We start from the raw sequence: 20,239 nt of genomic DNA on the forward strand, positions 1-20,239 counted from the left end.
CGAAGTCATGAAGTACGACACCTGCATCTTTATTAATAATTGGTACTGCTTGTGGAATTCGTTTTTATCAAGAACATGGAAAAATTGAGCGTGATCATATTTTACTTCAACAAGATCATTTAGAAAATCAACTCAAATTATTACAAGATCAGGTTAATCCTCATGTGATGTTTAACATATTGAATCATATTCATATTTTATTGAAAAAGGATACCGAACTAGCTTCATTCTTACTACTTAAATTCTCGGATATTTTACGTTATCAACTTTATGAATGCAACAAAAACGAAGTCGTGTTAGAGAATGAAATTCAGTATTTAAAGGATTTGATTGATGTAGAAAAATTACGCTGGGGCAATGAAATTGATGTTTCCACTTCATTCACCATAATGAATAAAAAAGCGATGATTGCTCCTTTGTTATTGGTGCCTTTTATAGAAAATGCATTTAAACATGTAAGTAGAGTTCCCGATTATAAAGGATTTATCAAAATAAACTTTAACGAAAATAACAATCAAATTCATTTGAGTATCGAAAATACGTATGCTAAAATTCCTATTCAATCTAAAAGTGTAGGTGGAATTGGATTACAAAATGTAAAAAAGCGACTAAATTTAATTTATCCTGAAACTTATCAATTAAATATTACTGAAAATGGACAATTATATAAAGTCTATTTAACTATTAATTTATCTTCAACATGACTACAACACATCTAATTTCAAGAAAAATGAAATGCTTGATTATTGATGATGAACCTTTGGCTCGTCAGCATATCAAAGATATGGCGGAACAAATTGATTTTATAGAAATTATACAAACTTGTTCAACAGCTCTAGAAGCAACTACATATGTTACAGAAAGCACAATTGATCTAATTTTTTTGGATATTAATATGCCTTATCTTTCTGGTCTCGAATTTTTGGAACAAATCGAAAATCCACCACTTTGTATTTTCACTACCGCTTATTCCGAATATGCTCTTGAAGGATTTCGATTGCAAGTAGTTGATTATTTACTAAAACCAATTGCATTCAACCGATTCTATCAAGCTGTTAATAAAGCTTATCAAATATTTTTACTTAACGAAAAAATAAAGCATGGAACTATTCTCAATGATCCCTTTCTATATGTACGACAAGGAGATACTTTTACCAAAATTTCTTGGGTAGATATTCTGTATGTAGAAAGTATGCAAAATTATGTAAAACTACATTTCAAAGATAAATCTATTCTAATTCACCAAACCATGAAAGTATTAGAAGAATCTTTACCAATGAATCATTTTTTTCGAATACATAAATCTTTCTTAGTGAATGTTACACATATAGAGATAATTTCTGGAGGTCGAATTTATATTGGCAAACATGAACTTCCTATTTCTAGGAATAAAAAGGATGAGTTACTTAATCAAGTTGTTTATAAAAAATTAATTAGTAAATAAAAACAGTCTCAATAAATTTTGAGGCTGTTTTATGTGATTAAGGTAAGTTCCAACGTAAACTCAGCGCAGAATAAAAGGTTGTCGAAAAACGAGGATCTGCAATTTCCTTCTTTCTAAAAAGACTCTTTAAGTTTCTTTCATTTTCAGAAAAAGATCGTACCAAAGTCGTTCCTCCTGTTAATTGGAGTTTTAGCGAATTACTCAATTTTATTTCAGGACGTAAACCAGCAACAACTTGCTGATAACCTACTAATAATGATTTGCCTTCTTTGGATCTTTCAGCAACCATTCCACTAAGATTTACCACGCTTTTCAAAGCAAAGTTTGTTGTCATTTGGTAACCTGCTTCTACACCTTCTGGAAAATTAATATTCACATTGAATTTGTCACCTCCAGTTTTCCAATCAAAATAAATTCCTGGCATTACCATAGGAACTCCAAAGTTATTCGATAATACAGGTCCTAACCCTAAAGCTAATTTTGGATTAAAATGTTTAATAAATAAAACACCTCCTTGACCCAAAATATCATCGGTAGATATATTTTCCATATCAGTGTAAATACCTACTGAAGCCATTGTCAAAATAGACCATGAGAACTAATAGGTGAAAAGTATTGTAAACCAATTTGAGTATTCAACATTTCTGAAGGAAATAATTGTTCTTCATAATTTTTATTGTTCATTCTTGCATATGCAGTACTAAATAGCAAAGACCAGTTGCTATATTTTCCATCTTTCAATTCTTTCGTATATAAAGGAATTTTCAAACTCACTTCTGCTTTTTTGAAATCGCTTTTAGAATCTGTTTTTAAACTATCTATTGGACGTATATAATTGGAAAATGGAACATATTCCATTTTTAATTGACCTCCAATTTTATTTTGTGCATTCAAGAAAGTAGTCAATAAACTAAACGCGGAAATTAAAATGTTTTTTTTCATCTTTTTTTGCCAAAGAGAGGAGTTTTAATAGTAAAAAAATAAATTAATTGACGAATTACTATTCCTGATTGATATACGGTGATAGAAGAACGATATCATTATTTATAATCTAAAGTCGAGAATGAAAGACAAGAGTTTTTTGATTACTTTTTTGCGCTCTAAATATCGATGAATTGCATCTTCTCCTCCTAGTAGAATAAGGCGTAATGAATAAATAACTTTAGAATTAATTTCTTCAATAATTGAAGAAAATCAAATAAAACATTTACTTTTATTATATTAACCCTTTTTGATATAATGAGAATATGAACAAAGAATTTTTTAAAAATATACTGACAACTCAAATTCCGATTGCGTGGATTGCTGGAGTTCGTTTGGAATCGTGGGAAGAAAATAAAGTTTCGATACGAGTAAAATATGGATTCCTTAATCAAAATCCGTTCAAAAGTATGTTTTGGGCGGTGCAAGGAATGGCAGCAGAATTTTCTTCTGGTTTGATGGCAAATGCTAAGATTTCTAAATCAGGTGAAGATATATCGATGTTGGTTTTGGGAATGCAATCGAAGTATTTGAAAAAAGCTATTGGTAAAATTGTGTTTACTTGCGAAGATGGAGAAAAAATAGACGCAGCTATAAAAGAAGCGATCGAAACGAAGAAAGGTGTATCGCTAAATGTGACAAGTAGAGGCGTAGACGAGGAAGGAGATATTGTTTCAGAGTTTCAGTTTACGTGGACATTCAAGTTGAGAGATAAAAAATAATGAAACCAATACTTAAAACATTTTTAATTTCTGTACTATTTAGTTTTATTGTTTCTTTTGTAAGTTGTTTAGTATTATTTCTTCACGAATCCTACAAAAGTTATGGTTCAATTCGTATTGTAAATTTTTCTAGTGTTATGTATTTTATAATTCAGTATTCATTTTTAGTTGTTTTACAGTTGATTATACTTAATTTTTTGGTTGGAATTATGCTAAAAAAATTCAAAATCAGACTATCAAAACAATTTATAATTTATGCTTTTTTAGCGTTGATTTATTTTATAGGAATTAATTATTACATTGATTTTAGATTAATTGTAATTAATCCTACATAAAAATATAAAGGCTGAAATTTATTCAGCTTTTTTTGTGATTTCTTGTTTCAAAATTGAAATTACTTCATCTATTTCTTCAAAATTTAGATGCGCAAATCCAAGGCGAATTCCAGTTTGATGTTGGGTTTGATATAAAATTGTTTGTGGAATAAACAATTCATTTTTTAAACAATTTCGTTTTAATTCCATTAAATTTATAGGTTGATTAAAATTAATCCAAACAGCTAAACCTCCATTTGGACTAGTAAAACTGATAAAATCATTTAATTCCGTTTTCAATTTCTGACAAAAATAATCGCGTCGTTCTCGATAGGTTTTACGATGTTTTTTTAGGATTCGATTTATTTCACCTTCACTAATCATTTCACCTAAAACTTGTTCGATAAATGGATCAACCTGTTGATCAAGAATTGATAAGTGTTTCTTCGCTTCAAGAATTAGATTTTTCGGTGCTACAATAAATCCAATTCGGTAACCTGGTGCAAGGTAATGACCAAATTTTCCAGTATAAAGAACCATTCCATTTTGATCCGAACTTGCCAAAGGTAAAATTGGATGATTGCTGTAATGGAAATCAAAATCGTAATCATCTTCCACAATTGCAAAACCAAATTCCTGCGAAAGTTGTAGTAATTCAACTCTTCTTTGCGAACTTAATGTAACCGTTGTAGGATAATGGTGATGCGGTGTAACGTAAACAATTCGTATCGGAAATTGCTCGCATAATCTTCTTAAATCATCGGTGTCAATTCCAAATTGATCCGTTTTTATTTGTTTGATTTTAGCAAATTGTGTCTGAAAAATCATGTTACTTTTATAGTAACTTAAATTTGCGACAGCGACAAAATCATTTTGTTTTAGTAGAATTTCAGCAATTAAAAAAAGTGAAATTTCCGAACTTCTCGTTACCAAAATATTTTCTTTCGAAATATGTAAACCTCGTGTTAAATTGAGATAATTCGCTAAATTCTTTAAAAAATAATCATTTTTGGAATGATTTACTTTTGAAATTGAAGTTTTTCGTTTTAAAATAGCTGAATATAATTTAGCAGGAAGTTTTAATTCTGCTAACCGATGATCGATTGATCCATCTGTTAAATATAATCGTTGATTAAAATTTTCGTACGGATTATCCAAAAGTATCGATTGTTCAAATTGAAAACCCGTTCTATCAGGATACAAATTGATTGAAAACTGTTTTGGAACAATCGTTTTCTGAAACTGTTGAGAGGCGTGACTCAATACATAACTTCCTCTATTTGGAACGATTTCTATCCAACCTTGGGCTTCAAGTTCTTGAAAGCTATTGACAATTGTATTGCGATGAAGTGTTAAAATCTCACTTAATTGCCTCGTTCCAAGTAATTTTGTTCCACTTGGAATATAGCCTAATTGTATAGCTTTAGCCAGTTGATTCGCTAATTGAAGATAAATCGGTGTATCCGAATTGCGTTCGATTTTGATAAAACTTTTGTATGGTATTTCAGCCGGACTATTCATTATCTGTAAACTGGTATATTATGACAGGTCGGAAAGGTACTACTTTCGCATCAGATTTAACTCAATTAATTAAATAATTAGTCAAAAATGAAGAAGATTACTATGGTATTGTGTTTAGCTGCACAAAGTATTTTTGCACAAAATGCGAATGATACCATTGCAATAGGTGAAGTTTCTATTTTAGATAACCGTCTGAATACGCCACTTTCTAAAGAAAATAGAAACATTTATGTGTTAAGTAAATCAGAAATAAACAAATTACCTGCACGTTCTTTACAGGATGTGTTGCAGTATGCATCTGGAATAGATTTGCGTCAACGAGGACCGTTTGGAACGCAAGCTGATATTTCGATGGATGGCGGAAGTTTTGAGCAAACATTGATTTTGTTGAATGGAGTAAAAATTATGGATCATCAAACAGCTCATAATGCGTTAAATCTTCCCATTCCCCTAGAAGCGATTGACAGAATTGAAGTGGTACGTGGTCCGGCTGCTCGTGTTTACGGAAATAATAGTTTGACAGGTGTTATTAATATTGTCACGCGTCAACCAAAGAAAACGGGCGTTTATGCGAATACCTATTTTGGAACAAATTTTAAGAAAGATACCGAAGATACAGGTGACACCTACACAAGTAGAGGTGTGCAACTTGGTGCGAATTTGGCAAAAGATACGCATCAACATCAGTTGTATGTGAGCCATGATTGGGGAAATGGATACCGATACAATACGGCTTACGAGAACAATAAATTGTATTATCAAGGAAACTTTCAGTTTGATGATGCCAATAGTTTAGTTGCTTCGTATGGTTATGTAAAAAATGGATTTGGAGCAAATGGTTTTTATGCTTCGCCTGGTGATAAAAATTCGAAAGAATTGATTGAAACAACATTAGTTAACATTCAGTCAAAACATAAATTATCGGATCGAATTTCGTTAGCACCACGTGTGAGTTATCGTTACAATTTTGATGATTATCGCTATTATAAAAATGATTTGAGTAAAGCACGTTCTCTGCATTACTCAAATTCTATTTCGGGAGAAGTAAATTCGACCTATCAATTGAATAAAGATCAAATTGGAATAGGAGTTGAATACCGAAATGAGCAAATTTCATCAACTAGTATCAAAAATCATACACGCGATAATATAGGATTTTATGCAGAATATAAAACGGATGTTACACCAAAACTGAATGTAAATATAGGAACGTATGTTAACTATAATTCTCAATATGGTTGGCAAGCATTTCCAGGAATTGATGCGAGTTATGCGGTAAATTCGAACTTGAAATTAATGGTAAATGCAGGTACAAGCCAGCGAATTCCTTCGTTTACAGATTTATATTTGGATCAACGACCAGGAAATATAGGGAATGCAAATGTTGAATCTGAAAAGGCATTTCAAACAGAAATTGGTTTCAAATACAACAAAAGAAATTGGACGTTTAATGCCTATTATTTTTATCGTTCGATCACAGATTTTATCGATTGGGTACGTTTAACATCTAATGAACCTTGGCAAGCGCAAAATTTTGGAGATTTGAGAACACATGGATTTAATACGAAGGTTTCATATTTAGCAAACCTTTCTGCGAACCAGAGTTTGAAATTTTCTTTGAGCTATTCTTATCTTGATCCTGAGTTTAAAAATGTTGATGATCAATACAATTCTAAATATAAAATAGAAAGTTTAAAACATCAGTTAATCAATACAATAGATTATGCAATCGGAAGAACTACTTTAAGTTTAGCGAATCGTTATAATACACGTCAATCATATAAATCTTATTGGATTACTGATGCAAGAATTAATCATTCATTCAAAAATAATTTGAGTATTTATTTTGATGCACAAAACATTTTTAATACTACGTATAACGAAGCTGGAGCCATTCCGTTGCCAACAACTTGGATGAGTTTAGGAATTAAATTTACAGGGATTTAGATGATGACAAACATTTAATATTCTCTTTAATAGTTTATATTATAAATGCGATGAGACAACTTTTTTAGGAAAGTTGTCTCTTTTTCATTCCATAAATTTCTTCCTAACTTTGCAAAAATAAATTGTATGATTATCATCGATTCGCCATCTCATGATGCGTATTTCAATATAGCTTTAGAAGAATATTTATTGTACCACTATCCAACAGAAGATATTTTTTTGCTGTATATCAATGCTCCGTCAATAATTGTCGGAAAATTTCAGAATACATTGGCAGAAATTAACTTGGATTATGTGACTGAGAATAATATCAAAGTTGTTCGTCGCATGTCGGGTGGTGGAGCTGTTTATCATGATTTAGGGAACCTAAATTTTTCTTTTCACACATTATTAGGACAGAATGATTTTATGGATTTTTCAACATTTACCGAGCCTATCATCAAATTATTAAATAGTTTGAATGTTCCTGCAAAATTGGAAGGAAGAAACGATTTGTTAGTTGATGGTAAAAAGTTTAGTGGAAATGCAAAATTGGCTCGTAATGGAAAAATGATTCAACACGGAACGATACTTTTTAATTCGGACATGTCAGTTTTAGGCGATGCATTAAAAATTAATCCATTAAAATATGTGGATAAAGCCATCAAATCTAATCGTGCACGTGTGATTAATTTGATCGAATATTTTCCAAATGAAATGACGACGGACGAGTTGAAAGCTTTGTTGATTGATGAAATGTTAGAAACAAATGAAGGAGCGACAATTTATCATTTAACAATCGAAGATTTGAATGGTATTGCGAAATTGATTGAAGAAAAATACCAAACATGGGATTGGAATTTTGGTTTTTCACCAAAATATAATTTCAAAAATGCAAAGAAAATTCCAGCAGGTTTTATTGAAGTTCACTTGGATGTAGAGCGAGGCGGAATAATTGAAAAAGCTAAAATATTTGGTGATTTCTTCGCTTCAGAACCGATTGAAGGTTTAGAAAATAAACTAATTGGTGTTAAACATAACGAAGAAGAAATTACAAAAGTTCTGAATTCTATTGATGTAACAGATTATTTTGGAAAGGTTACAGTAGACGAAATTTTAGAATTATTTCGATAAAATTATAAGCCAAATTTTTATGAAAGTTTGGTTTTTTGATTTCAATTTTACTTCTAGATAAAAAATTCTGTTTCTTCTTAAGAAATTGTTGAATCCTTTCTGGATACTTGTTTTTTTACATTTTAGATGAAAAATCGTTTTGAAAACTTACTTGATCTAATTTTAACCTTCCTATTTCTCAGTTTTTTGCAAAAATAAAGACGGAAGAGCTCACGACTTTTAGTTAATTAGTAATATAAAAAAAATCGCTTAAGTAGAGAACTAAGCGATTTTTCAATAGATGTAGTTAAGGTAATAAGAATTGGTTAGTAATCTTATTTTGGGTTGTTTAGTCGGTTGAAATATAGGTTGTTATTTCTTTTTCAAAATTGATAAAAATTTTAGAATTAAAATATCCCTATTTATAGGTATTTTTTAAGGTTTTGAAATCAATCCATATTCTATGGCTGATGTGATTGCTGAACTTAAATTTGATGTTTTAAATTTTTCGATCAAATTCTTACGATGGCTGTCAACTGTATGTGTACTGATAAATAATTTATCTGCAATTTGTTGTGTTGTTAATCCTTGTGCAGCTTCAATTAAAACCTCTTTTTCGCGACGTGTCAATTTCGGAATCGTATTCAAACCATCTTTTTCTTTCTTATTCATCACATTTTTAGTTTGTGAACAAAGAAATTTCTTTCCATCAAAAATAGAATTAATCCCTTCTAATATTTCGTCAACAGAAGCGTTTTTCTGAATATAACCAGATGCACCTTCTTCCAAACAACTATTAATCACAGCGTATTCATTGTGCACGCTCAACATAATAATGTGCATTTCAGGATATTTTTTCTTGAAAGGTTTAATCAATTCAATACTATTGGTATCCGATAAATTGATATCTAACAAAAGAATATCAATTTCTGTGGTTTTTAAGGCTTCTTGTAATTGTTGAGACGAAGCATAACAATCGACCACTTGTAAACTTGGTTGATTACTCAAAATATTTCGCAAACCTTCTAATAATAAAGGATGATCGTCTGTGATTGCTATTTTTATCATAAGTTATATTTTAGGAAATTGGAACTCTATACTTGTTCCTAAATCGATTTCTGAATGTATATTTAGTTGTCCTTTTAAAAATTCAACACGCGATTGAATATTATGTAAACCTGCTGATTGCGTCAATTTTGTATTATTCATATCAAAACCTTTTCCATCATCTTCAACAGTAACAGAATAATTGTTCTCATCTTCTACAAATTGAATGATAATTTGTGTTGCATGCGCATGTTTAATGGCATTATTAACCAATTCTTGAATGATACGATATACCAATAACTGATGTTGTTTGTCGAGCGAATTGGTATAACTCAAAAACTGAACATCAATATCCAATTGCTCATTCGACATGCGGATTGCGTATTCTTTTAAGGCTTCTTCCAATCCATATTTCAACAACAAATCTGGCATTAAATTATGAGCTACACGACGCAATTCATCAACAGCACTATCCAATTGCAGAATAGATTTTTCCATATCTTTTTTGGAATGATTGTCAATTTTTTCGTTCAGATGAGTAAGCTGAATTTTTGTTCCAGAAAGTAAACCTCCCAAACCATCGTGCAAATCGCGTGCAAGACGAGCGCGTTCTTGTTCTTCGCCATTAAGAAGCGCCGTTAACGTAGAGATTTTAGAATTTTGACGTTCTTGTTCTATTTCCAACTTGTACAATTCTTCGCGCTGTTTTAGATGTTTGTTACGTTGTTTTAAAGCATAAAGCAATAAACCAAGTAAGGCAATAAAGAAAATGATGGAGAAAATATAATATTTGTTTAATTTATTCTTGAAATTAAGCTCGGTGATATAATTAACCAATTCATCTTTTCTGTTTTTATTTTCGAGTTTAGAAAGCCTTAAATTTTGTTCTGAAATCGTTAATTCTTGAGAACGTTTATCGGATTCTAATCGAGTTAATTTTAATTGTTTACGTTGAAATTCTTCACTTAATCTAGAATTTTCTAATTCTTGTTCTTGTTGAATTCCTAACGAATGCATTAGTTGAATTTGTTGTTCTTTTTTCTCGGCTTCTAATTGCAAACGAATCATTTGTTGTTGTTGACGTTCTTTATCAAACTGAGCTTCCAAACGTTTGCTGATTTGCGCTTGCTCATTATCATACACTTCTTTGTAAGTGGAAGTGTACAATTTATAATAACGCAAGGCTTCTTTGTAATTTCCTTCACGATCTTCAATATCAGATAAACTCAAATACAGCGAAAGCAGAATATTTTTGTCTGGAACGGTGTTTTCATTGACTTTGATAAGCGAATTGAGTAAATAGTTTTTTGCTGTAGAAACTTCGTTATTTTGCAAAGATAACTCCGCCAAAATACCATTAGCAGCGGCAACGTGATCGGATTGATTATTTTGTTCTCCTATTTCTTTGGCTAAATTGGCATATTTGATAACTTTTCCTTGATAGTTTTTTGGATAAAACTGAAGATATAAATTGGCTAGATTAATAGCAACAAACGACAAATCTGTTGCGGTAGCCATTTCATTTTTGTTTTTATAATACGTATTAATTGCGTTAGAATAATATTTTTCGGCTAAATCTCGTACAAAAATATTCTTTTCATTCTGCATAAATTTTTGTTCATACATGTATCCAATCGACATATAAGAAGTAAAAATTAGATTAGGATTATTTTGTTTAAGCGCTACATCTAAAGCAAGTTTGCTGTACTTTTCTTGTAATTCGTAATCATCCCATCTCGAATAAATTCCAGTCAATTCGTTATAAATAGAACTCATTCGTGTAAGAACAGTTGGCGTAATAGTAGCTTTATCTAGAAATTTAAGCCCATCAATAAAATTTTTTACAGCCTTAGAATCTTCATTGTTTCTTAAATTCAACCATCCTTCACAATATTTAACATATCCTTTTGTTGAATAATCAGTTGTGCGTCCGCTGTAATAAATTGCTTTTTGCAAATTATAGTTTGTTGCACTCAAATTATCATCAATACGATTATTCATTGCAGAAACAGCATGTAAATAAGCAGCATATTTTCCATCACTCAGTTTTTCGGCGCTCGAAATATTTTGTTTCAGAACAGCGAAAGCTTTTTCTTTTTGATTATTAAACAATAAAGCTTGCGCATATTTTCCGGTTATTTCGTATCGTTCAATAGAATTAGGAGCCGTTTTATTATATTGATTCTCAAAATTAATCAGTACTTCCTGTGCATTAGCAATTCCACTAATAGCGCATAAAATAATGACTATAAGTTGAAAAAAAAGAGTTTTTAAAGCACTGTTACTTTTTAACATATTGTGATGTTGAGTTTATTTGAGCTAATATAATGTCTTTTGTAGAATCAAAGAAACTAAAACAATCCGCAGACTGTTTTAGTTCGCACATAAGCTGAGGTAGGTTGTGGTATAGGTTATTGTTATTTCTTAAAATTAATATGAATGTTAAAGAATTCACCTTTTTGAAGAATTCCGTCTAAATTTCGATCAATAATTAAAGCAATATGTACTTGATCGTTGTCGTAAATATTCCAATCCATTTCAGCGTCGTATTGATAAACACCTTTTAATGTCCATTTGTAGATATCCCAATTTCCTGATGTTCCAATTTTATCCACACGTTTTTCATTATTTGAAATATAATACAAATATTGATGTCCATCATACGATAAAAATGGATAATATATTACTTGATTTTTTTCTGTAGCAAAACCACTACCAGATTCAAAATATGGAATGCTTTCTATTTTTATTCCTTCCTGTAAATTAACATCAGCCGAACTATCAGTAACTAAAGCTTGTGCAGCATAGAACAGATTTTTCTTCTCTTGATAAGGTTTATTTAGATATTCAACACTAAACTCTTCAGGACGAAGCGTAATTGTTTGTTCAGCTTTATCAATGTTAAATGTTTTATTTCCTTGTTTTATTATAAGATTGTTAGTTGTATATTCTTGCGCATTTCCAAAAGAAACCAAAAGACTACAAACCATTAGAACCATTATTTTTTTCATCTTCTTTTCAATTTTGATACTGCTAAATTATCTCGAAAATTATTCAAAAAACTCACTATAATTATTGAATTTACTAGATTAAATCGTAAATAAAAGAAATAACGAATTTATTTTAACTAATGGTACAAGAATAACAACTGTGTACAAATATCAAAAAGTAGATGAAAATACGCTGGTGTTGATAGAATATCGTGATAAAAATAATGATGGGAAAGAAGATAAAATCTTAAATTATTATGAACATAAATAACGCAAAAAGACAGCTTAATTAGTTGTCTTTTTTATTAAAAATTATTTCAATTTTGCGAGAAAACAATATAATTCCTTGCTAATTTATCTTTGTCAATATCAAACAAATGCAATTCAATTTCTTGTTGAATTTTCTTTAAATCTTTAATTGGTATTAATATCGAAGTCTGAAAAATAACTTCTGGTAATTGAGAATCTTCTAAATAATCAATGAAAACTAAATCTCCAACATCTAAATCATTTTCATTTTTAATTTTCTGAATTGCAAAATCTAATTTTGAATACTTAATAGAAGAATATTTTGTTTGATATAAACCAAAATCTCGATTATAACTAATTGTCTTATTATTGATAATAATATTCTCTTTTCCATAAATATTCCACAGAAAATATCGAATAATAAAATAGAAAATAAGGAAGCTGATTATAGAAATTGGAACAAAGAAATTTTGCGGCTCCGAATCAATTATTGTGATTAAACTAATCGGAATTGAAATCATCAATAAAATGCAAAAGAACAAAAAGAATTTTCTCCTTTTAGAAGGATTAATTTCTAAAGTGACGTACAAATTGATAGAATCTTTTGCTATTTTATATTGATTTATCATCTATTCAATTGTTTGATTCTTGCTTTGTTTCGTCCGTCCAAAAGTGATGCAACAGCCCAAATTGCAGCTGGCAGCCATCCAATTAAGGTGATTTGTAAGATTAAGCAAATAACGCCTTGTATTATTTTTCCTCTTAAAATGAATGATAACCAAGGTAAGAGTACGGCTAATATGATCATTGTGTTGTATTTATTGAATTAATTATTTCGTTGTAATATAAAACTGAAACTTTTTCAGAGTTTAATTGTAAATCATTTTCAAGAAGTGATTGTGCAACTTTTTCGGCTTCAATTGATTTATATTTAGATAAGTTTCCTCGTAAAAAGAAATTAATCAAAGGGAAAATTTTTGCACTGATATTCTCAGCCAAACGATATTCCGCTCGATTTCCTATCAACAAAGATGGACGATATAAGAACAATTGTTTGATATTATTCTTTTGCAAAGTTTCTTCGGCTTCGCCTTTCATTTTTAAATAAAAGTTGGACGAGTTCGCATTTGCACCAATTGCCGAAATATAATGAAACTTTGTTAACCCTTTTTGAATCCCAAGTTTTGCAAATTGATTTGGAATATCGACTTCTATTTTATGATAAGCATCTAAATCAGGCGTCTTTTTTCGTGTTGTTCCCAAGCACGAAAAAATAGAATTAATCGTTTCAATATCATCTAAATTAATATCCGAATTAAAATCAGTAACTATTTCAATCAATTTTGGATGATTAATTTGTTGAGGTTTTCGAACAATTGTGATAATAGTAGAATAATCAGGATGATTGAATAACTTTTCTAAGAGAAGAGAACCAATCAAACCTGAGCTTCCTAAAACCAATGCAGTTTTGTTCATGGTTTAAATTTTCATTAATAACCAATACCACGCACCATTTACATCTCCTTGTTCCAAAAGTTTTGCAGCAACTTGATGACGAACCTCTGCTGATTTAAACTTTTGAATATCTAATCGTTCTGTCAATTGCTCCTTGAAATTAAGAATCATTTCATCTGTAGGTAATTTTTCTACATTTCCTAATTGACCTAAATTATTACCTGTTAAATAATTAGAATTTTTCACTTCGTCAGGAAGTTGATCTATTCCCAAACCAATTGTACGCGTAGGTTTTTCGACTTCGAAGATCGATTCTGGAATAACTCGGCAATAATAATCACCTCCCATACGAGCAACTAAATCCAAATCATAAGGCGAAACTTTATCATTTTCATCCAGTAAATCCTCTTGTACATGCATGCGCACAATTTCAGCAATCACCAAATTAGCTGCACCTGGTTGATCTGTAACAGAAATTACTTCACGCACTTTACATTCAAACTGAACAGGAGATTCTGCTACACGAGGAGGTTTAACCAACTCTGAAGGTAATTCTGTAAAACCAGCTTTCACAAATTCATTTACACCTTTTGGATATTCCACACTTGCCAACGATTGTTGCTGAACCATGTTATAATTGACAATATTAATTACACATTCAGGGTGTTCCCAAACATTTTCTAATGTATGCTTTGTCGATCCATCTCTCATTTTTCGAAGTGGAGAAAATACACAAATAGGCGGATTTTGTCCCATCATATTGAAGAATGAAAATGGGCTCAAATTTACATTTCCGTCTTTATCTATCGTACTTGCAAAGCAAATAGGACGTGGAGAAATAGCGTGTTTGAAAATGTCATTAAATTGACTTGTATTTGGCTCAAAAGATTTTGTATGTTGCATAAGTTGAGTTTATTGGGTATAAAGATGAACAGAATTTACTAATTTTCCTAATCCTGTAACAGACATTTCGATAGTATCATTTGGTTGTAACCATTGTTCTTTATAAGCTGGATTCTGACGTTTTCCAGTTCCATTCAATTCAAGAAAACAACCTGTACCAACCGTTCCAGACCCTATAATATCACCAGGATAAAGTTTGACACCATACGAAATACGTTCGATAATCTCGGCGAAAGTCCAATGCATATCTTTGAAATTTCCATGAGAAACTTCAATATTATTGACTGAACAAGACATTTCTAAATCATAACAATTTCCGATATGTCCTTCTTTAGGCTCAACTTTGTATTTTTCGATTTCGTTTGGTGTTACTAAATATGGACCAAACATCGAAGCGAAATCTTTTCCTTTTGCAGGACCAAGATTCAGTTTCATTTCTTCCATTTGTAACGCACGTGCACTTAAATCATTCAAAATCATAAAACCACCAATATATTCATCTGCATGTTCTGCTTTTATATTGATACCTTCTTTTTTGATGACAATAGCGACTTCAAGTTCAAAATCCATTCGATTGAAATGTTTTTCCATGGCAATTATTTTTCCTGGACCTTGAATAGCTTGATGATTAGAGAAATAGAACACAGGAAATTGATCAAATTCTGGAATCATATCCAAACCTCTATTCAACCGAGAAGTTTCTACATGTTGACGAAACGCATACGCATCTCTAAAACTTGAAGGATGAGGTATTGGAGCCAAGATTTGAGGCTCTTTTACTAGAGCTTTCTTATGTTCACCACGATTGATTTCGTTTGTAATCTGTTGACAAATTATAAGTGAAAAATCATCATCAGCTAAAATATCAATTAGGGTAGAGGGTAAGTTGTGATTAATCTGTGTCAAATCATAGATAGAGTCTTGCAAAACAAGACCTACTTTTTCTTGTCGATTGTCTAAGAAAGTAACGAATTTCATTATTTGTTGTTTGAGAGGTGAAGATACGAAGATGATTTTAATGTTGAAATAAGTGAAGAAAAAAAGAGAAAATTTATAGAACTTATTTTATTTATTCATAATAGAATCTATTTTCAACGTTAACTTATCAGCACCTTTTGCATTTAGATGATCTGAATTTTTGAAATCTTTTTTATTGAAATCTTTATTATTAATAAAATAATCGATGAAAACGACATTATCGTATTTCGATAAGCGATTAATATTATTTTTTAAGTTGAAATATTGAGGTGTATTTATGACATAATTTTTATATAAATTGGTTGTAGGAGTAGCCAATAGAACAATTTTTATATCATTTGATTTTGCTTGTTTTATAATTTGTTCTAAATCATAAAAATGTGTTTTTATAATACGTTGTACTTGATTTGAATTTAAATTTGCACGATGTCTTTCAAACGTTTTTTTAGCGTAAATACTATCATTCCAACTTGGTTCGTATCGCTTTTTTATATAACCATTAATACCTATTGTTAAATTATTTTTATCCTGAATCCAATAATCTTTTATTCGATTATAATTAACATCAATAGGTTCTGAAAAAATTTCGTAATTAAGATTAAAGTCGTTATTATTTATATCAATTTTCCAATAAATTGAATAATATTTTAATTTCTTTTGATTAAAATTATTCAATTGTTTTGTAAACGAAAAATACGAAATGGGAATAATAATGGTTTTTAAATTGGGTAAATATTTTCGATTTTGTTCAAAAATTTTATAATCTAAATCTAGTGATTGAGCAGAATGTGCAGCATTAAAAGTTTTATTGGTAAATAATTTTGGATTGAGCCCTGTAAAAGTATGTGAACTTCCAAGAATCAAAGTTTCTATTTGTTTTCCATTTTCTTTTAAATAATCTGCTTTGTATTTGTAATCGTTGGGAATTTTTCGAAGTGTTTGTTCTATTCCAATTATTATCATAATGACAACTATGAATAAAGGTATTATGAAGCGTACTATTTTTTTCATGCAGATTTAAAAATCTTGAAATTCTATTTTTTTAGAATTGCACAAAAGTAATCTAATTCGGTATAATTTTTTGTCAATTTTTTACCTACTTTCTTATTTTAAACTTACTTTTGAGTTAAAATTCAATAACATGATAAACCCAAATGATAGACTATTAGTGATAAGTACGAGTACTATTCACGGCTATAGTTTTTTAGAATATATAAAAGATGAAATCAAAGAATTTATTCAATCTGATGAAATTATTTTTGTTCCTTATGCGCGACCTTCGGGAATTTCGTACGATGAATATACGCAAAATGTAAAAGATGCTTTGCAAACGGTTGGGGTTTCTGTAAAAGGTTTGCATACTTTCGAGAATAAAAAAGAAGCAATTTTGCATGCGAAAGCGATTTTTATTGGAGGAGGAAATACATTTTTATTGCTAAAAACGTTGTATGAAATTGGTTTGGTAGAAGAGTTGAGAAGTGCTGTACATAACGGAACACCATATATTGGTACAAGTGCTGGAAGTAATTTGACAGGTTTAACAATTGGTACAACAAATGATATGCCGATTGTTTATCCGCCAAGTTTTGATGCGTTACAATTTTTACCTTTTAATATTAATCCGCATTATTTGGATCCTGATCCAAATTCTACACATAAAGGTGAAACAAGAGAAACTCGTATCAATGAATTTCACAAGTTTAATCATCAAGTTGTCGTTGGATTGAGAGAAGGAAGTTGGCTTCGTGTAGAAAATGGAGTAGTGGAATTGAAAGGAAAATTATCGGCCCGAATTTTTAGACAGAGCGAACAACCAATTGAAATTGAATCCGGTATTTTAGAGGAAAAAGTTTATAGTATTTAAAAATCATTTATCTTTAAATTTCATAATATGAATTTAGAGAACAATGAGGATAAATAAATTTTCTTTTATTTTTTTGATCCTTTTTACATTTGGTTGTAAAGAAAAGATCGTTAGTGAATCATCAGTTTCAGAGATTCCATCTGATTATGAAGAATTATTTTCTGTCATGAAAAAAGGCTTTATCGATAGAGATAAAATTGATTGGGAGAATTTGGAGAAAAAAGTAATCGAGAAAACTAAAATATCGAAAGATTCGGCGATTGTAGAGGCAATTACTTTATTAGGAAATAATCATACACATTATCTTACGAAAGATAAAGTGTTATTAACAGGTCGTTTTCCGAAAGCAAAAGTTGAAAGATAAAGTGTTATTAACAGGTCGTTTTCCGAAAGCAAAAGTTGATAGCGCTTGTTTGTTAAAAGTAGAAGATAATAATAAGTTAACTAAAATTCCTGACGTTGCGTATATTAGGATTAAGCGTCATGGGTACAATAAAACAATAAGTGATAAAGACTATATTTTCAATAATCTGAAAATTATTTCTGAACAAGCAAATTCTAATTATTGGATTATCGATTTGAGAGATAATACGGGAGGTTCTAATTGGGTAATGATAACATCTTTATTACCATTTTTTGAAGATAATGTATTAGGATATTCTAAAATTAATAATGATGATATTCCTTGGTCAAAAAAAGATGGATATTTTTTTAATGGAGTTAATAATTTATCAAAAGGATATATTAATTATCCGATAATAAATACAATTCATCCAAGGAAAATTTATGTTTTGATTAATCATAGGACAAGTAGTGCGGGCGAAGCTACATTAATTACGTTAAAATCACTTTCGAATGTGAAAGTTCTAGGTAAGAAAACGATGGGAGCAGCTACTATGAATACGAATACAAAATTGTCTAATGGCGATATGCTTAATTTAACAGCTGGATATATGATGGATGCTAAAAAGAACATTTATCCATATGGAATTGAGCCAGATTATGAATTGTGCACAGAAGATGAAATTTTAAACTTTATCAAATCAGATATTAAAGAATAGCTTATTTTTCCCAATTTCCTAACAAAATTCATTACAATTTTATAACGAAAATCTATTCGATATTGGTTATATTTGTAGAGTTTAAATTAATTATAATAATAAATCAAAATAAAACTATATGAGTTCTTATGATGTAGCCGTAATTGGTGCTGGACCTGGAGGATATGTTGCAGCTATTCGCGCAGCGCAATTAGGATTTAAAACAGCAATTATCGAGAAAGAAAGTTTAGGAGGTACATGTCTTAATGTAGGATGTATTCCATCAAAAGCTTTATTAGATTCTTCTCACCACTATTACGATGCTGTAAATCACTTTAAAGAGCACGGAATCGAAATCGATGCTCCAAAAGTAAACTTCACTCAAATGATTGCTCGAAAAGCAGGTGTTGTAGATACTAACGTAGCTGGTATCAAATACTTGATGAGTAAAAATAATATTGATGTTTTAGAAGGAACAGGTGCTTTTAAAGACGCAACTCATATTGTTGTAACTGCTAAAGACGGTTCTACTCAAGAAATTGAAGCTAAAAATACAATTATCGCAACAGGATCAGTTTCATCTGAATTACCATTTGCGCCAACAGATAAAACTCGTATCATTACTTCTACAGAAGCTTTGGCTTTAACAGAAGTTCCAAAACACTTAATCGTTATCGGTGGTGGTGTTATCGGATTAGAGTTAGGATCAGTTTACTTACGTTTAGGTTCTCAAGTAACAATTGTAGAATATGCAGACCGCGTTATTCCAGGAATGGACGGTGCTTTGTCTAAAGAATTGACAAAAGTATTGAAAAAACAAGGAATGAAATTCCACACTTCTACAGGTGTAACTTCTGTTGTAAATAACGGAAATGATGTTACATTAAAAGCAACTTCTAAAAAAGGAGAAGAAATTGAAATTAACGGAGATTACGCTTTAGTAGCAGTTGGTCGTCGTGCTTTCACAGGATCTTTAGGTTTAGAAAACGTAGGAGTAGAGGTTGACGAAAGAGGTCGTATCAAAACAAACGATCACTTACAAACGAATGTTTCTAACATTTACGCGATTGGTGATGTTGTTGCTGGTGCAATGTTAGCACATAAAGCAGAAGAAGAAGGTGTTTTAGTTGCTGAGCAATTAGCAGGTCAAAAACCTCATATCAACTATAACTTAATTCCTGGTGTTGTTTATACTTGGCCAGAAGTTGCAGGAGTTGGTAAAACAGAAGAGCAATTAAAAGAAGAAGGAGTAGAGTACAAAGTTGGTTCTTTCCCTTTCAAAGCTTTAGGACGTGCTCGTGCATCTATGGATACAGACGGTTTTGCCAAAATTTTAGCTGATAAAAACACAGACGAAATCTTAGGAATGCATATTATTGGTGCTCGTGCTGCTGATTTAATTGCGGAAGGAGTTGTAGCAATGGAATTCCGTGCATCTGCAGAAGATTTAACAAGAATGTCTCATGCTCACCCAACATTCTCAGAAGCGATTAAAGAAGCTGCTTTAGCTGCTACAGACAATCGTCCAATTCACGCTTAATCAATAGATTTAAGATAAATTCTAAAAAGCTGTTCGTAAGAGCAGCTTTTTTTATAATTTTAAACTTTATAAACATCAAGAATGGAAAATATCACGACTTTATTCAAAGAAAATTGGGACACAATATTAATTAGTCGTTCCTTAACAAAACC

The 20,239-nt window shown here is 30.5% G+C and carries 19 protein-coding genes and 1 pseudogene; 9 read left to right on the forward strand and 11 right to left on the reverse strand.

Going from position 1 to position 20,239, the window contains the following annotated elements; translation table 11 throughout:
• The first annotated feature begins 98 nt into the window (after positions 1 to 98).
• Both B4J88_RS01230 and B4J88_RS01235 read left to right on the forward strand, forming a co-directional pair.
• Positions 99 to 704 carry a sensor histidine kinase gene (locus B4J88_RS01230; protein WP_291065973.1) on the forward strand — a complete coding sequence of 202 codons (606 nt, stop codon included), beginning with the start codon at positions 99 to 101 and terminating at the stop codon, positions 702 to 704.
• Between the two features lie 26 nt (positions 705 to 730).
• Entirely contained in the window at positions 731 to 1,444 is a 714-nt protein-coding gene (locus B4J88_RS01235) for a LytR/AlgR family response regulator transcription factor (protein ID WP_291065957.1), read from the forward strand.
• A gap of 37 nt (positions 1,445 to 1,481) precedes the next feature.
• On the opposite strand, the pseudogene B4J88_RS01240 reads toward B4J88_RS01235, so the two are convergent.
• Positions 1,482 to 2,386: pseudogene (locus B4J88_RS01240) on the reverse strand (DUF6268 family outer membrane beta-barrel protein).
• 305 nt (positions 2,387 to 2,691) lie between these two features.
• Here B4J88_RS01240 and B4J88_RS01245 point away from each other — a divergent pair.
• Complete coding sequence (locus B4J88_RS01245; protein ID WP_286496307.1) at positions 2,692 to 3,147, forward strand: DUF4442 domain-containing protein; 456 nt, start codon at positions 2,692 to 2,694, stop codon at positions 3,145 to 3,147.
• A 353-nt stretch (positions 3,148 to 3,500) separates the two neighbouring features.
• Here the strand turns inward: B4J88_RS01245 and B4J88_RS01250 are convergent, their stop codons facing one another.
• Positions 3,501 to 4,982 (reverse strand): PLP-dependent aminotransferase family protein, encoded by a 1,482-nt coding sequence (locus B4J88_RS01250; protein WP_280037794.1) that lies wholly within the window; start codon positions 4,980 to 4,982, stop codon positions 3,501 to 3,503.
• A gap of 87 nt (positions 4,983 to 5,069) precedes the next feature.
• Here B4J88_RS01250 and B4J88_RS01255 point away from each other — a divergent pair, with 87 nt between their 5' ends.
• Complete coding sequence (locus B4J88_RS01255) at positions 5,070 to 6,929, forward strand: TonB-dependent receptor plug domain-containing protein (RefSeq protein ID WP_219035157.1); 1,860 nt, start codon at positions 5,070 to 5,072, stop codon at positions 6,927 to 6,929.
• A 126-nt stretch (positions 6,930 to 7,055) separates the two neighbouring features.
• A complete protein-coding gene (locus B4J88_RS01260; RefSeq protein WP_219035158.1) occupies positions 7,056 to 8,042 on the forward strand; it encodes a lipoate--protein ligase in 987 nt (328 codons plus the stop codon).
• Between the two features lie 414 nt (positions 8,043 to 8,456).
• Here B4J88_RS01260 and B4J88_RS01265 read toward each other — a convergent pair whose 3' ends face one another.
• The 9 genes from B4J88_RS01265 to B4J88_RS01305 form a co-directional block, all read right to left on the reverse strand.
• The gene (locus B4J88_RS01265) at positions 8,457 to 9,089 is read right to left on the reverse strand and encodes a response regulator transcription factor (protein WP_291065960.1); all 633 of its coding nucleotides are present in this window, start codon (positions 9,087 to 9,089) and stop codon (positions 8,457 to 8,459) included.
• 3 nt (positions 9,090 to 9,092) lie between these two features.
• Positions 9,093 to 11,363, reverse strand: a complete 2,271-nt coding sequence (locus B4J88_RS01270; RefSeq protein ID WP_291065962.1) for a sensor histidine kinase — start codon at positions 11,361 to 11,363, stop codon at positions 9,093 to 9,095.
• 122 nt (positions 11,364 to 11,485) lie between these two features.
• Positions 11,486 to 12,079 (reverse strand): hypothetical protein, encoded by a 594-nt coding sequence (locus B4J88_RS01275; RefSeq protein ID WP_221856584.1) that lies wholly within the window; start codon positions 12,077 to 12,079, stop codon positions 11,486 to 11,488.
• A gap of 296 nt (positions 12,080 to 12,375) precedes the next feature.
• On the reverse strand, positions 12,376 to 12,936 hold the full coding sequence (locus tag B4J88_RS01280) for a hypothetical protein (RefSeq protein ID WP_291065964.1): 561 nt from the start codon (positions 12,934 to 12,936) through the stop codon (positions 12,376 to 12,378).
• Positions 12,933 to 13,115 carry a YqaE/Pmp3 family membrane protein gene (locus tag B4J88_RS01285; protein ID WP_125349329.1) on the reverse strand — a complete coding sequence of 61 codons (183 nt, stop codon included), beginning with the start codon at positions 13,113 to 13,115 and terminating at the stop codon, positions 12,933 to 12,935. Before B4J88_RS01285 ends, B4J88_RS01280 begins: the two co-directional genes overlap by 4 nt.
• Positions 13,112 to 13,783: an NAD-dependent epimerase/dehydratase family protein gene (locus tag B4J88_RS01290; RefSeq protein ID WP_221856593.1), complete on the reverse strand. Its 672-nt coding sequence runs from the start codon at positions 13,781 to 13,783 to the stop codon at positions 13,112 to 13,114. Before B4J88_RS01290 ends, B4J88_RS01285 begins: the two co-directional genes overlap by 4 nt.
• A 3-nt stretch (positions 13,784 to 13,786) precedes the next feature.
• Entirely contained in the window at positions 13,787 to 14,665 is an 879-nt protein-coding gene (locus B4J88_RS01295) for a flavin reductase family protein (RefSeq protein ID WP_291065967.1), read from the reverse strand.
• A gap of 9 nt (positions 14,666 to 14,674) precedes the next feature.
• On the reverse strand, positions 14,675 to 15,643 hold the full coding sequence (locus tag B4J88_RS01300) for a fumarylacetoacetate hydrolase family protein (protein ID WP_219035164.1): 969 nt from the start codon (positions 15,641 to 15,643) through the stop codon (positions 14,675 to 14,677).
• Positions 15,644 to 15,730: 87 nt separating this feature from the next.
• Positions 15,731 to 16,606 carry a hypothetical protein gene (locus tag B4J88_RS01305; protein WP_291065969.1) on the reverse strand — a complete coding sequence of 292 codons (876 nt, stop codon included), beginning with the start codon at positions 16,604 to 16,606 and terminating at the stop codon, positions 15,731 to 15,733.
• A 178-nt stretch (positions 16,607 to 16,784) separates the two neighbouring features.
• On the opposite strand from B4J88_RS01305, the gene pepE reads away from it, so the two are divergent.
• The 4 genes from pepE (at position 16,785) to lpdA (ending at position 20,087) form a co-directional block, all read left to right on the forward strand.
• Positions 16,785 to 17,507 (forward strand): dipeptidase PepE, encoded by a 723-nt coding sequence (pepE, locus tag B4J88_RS01310; RefSeq protein WP_286496298.1) that lies wholly within the window; start codon positions 16,785 to 16,787, stop codon positions 17,505 to 17,507.
• A 43-nt stretch (positions 17,508 to 17,550) separates the two neighbouring features.
• Positions 17,551 to 17,871: a hypothetical protein gene (locus tag B4J88_RS01315; RefSeq protein ID WP_125349335.1), complete on the forward strand. Its 321-nt coding sequence runs from the start codon at positions 17,551 to 17,553 to the stop codon at positions 17,869 to 17,871.
• Positions 17,861 to 18,568: a S41 family peptidase gene (locus B4J88_RS01320; RefSeq protein ID WP_291049298.1), complete on the forward strand. Its 708-nt coding sequence runs from the start codon at positions 17,861 to 17,863 to the stop codon at positions 18,566 to 18,568. Before B4J88_RS01315 ends, B4J88_RS01320 begins: the two co-directional genes overlap by 11 nt.
• A 118-nt stretch (positions 18,569 to 18,686) precedes the next feature.
• Positions 18,687 to 20,087, forward strand: coding sequence for a dihydrolipoyl dehydrogenase (lpdA, locus tag B4J88_RS01325; protein ID WP_291065971.1), 1,401 nt, complete (start codon positions 18,687 to 18,689; stop codon positions 20,085 to 20,087).
• Positions 20,088 to 20,239: the final 152 nt, after the last annotated feature.

Source organism: Empedobacter sp. UBA5036, from assembly GCF_002415215.1.
GTDB lineage: Bacteria > Bacteroidota > Bacteroidia > Flavobacteriales > Weeksellaceae > Empedobacter > Empedobacter falsenii_B.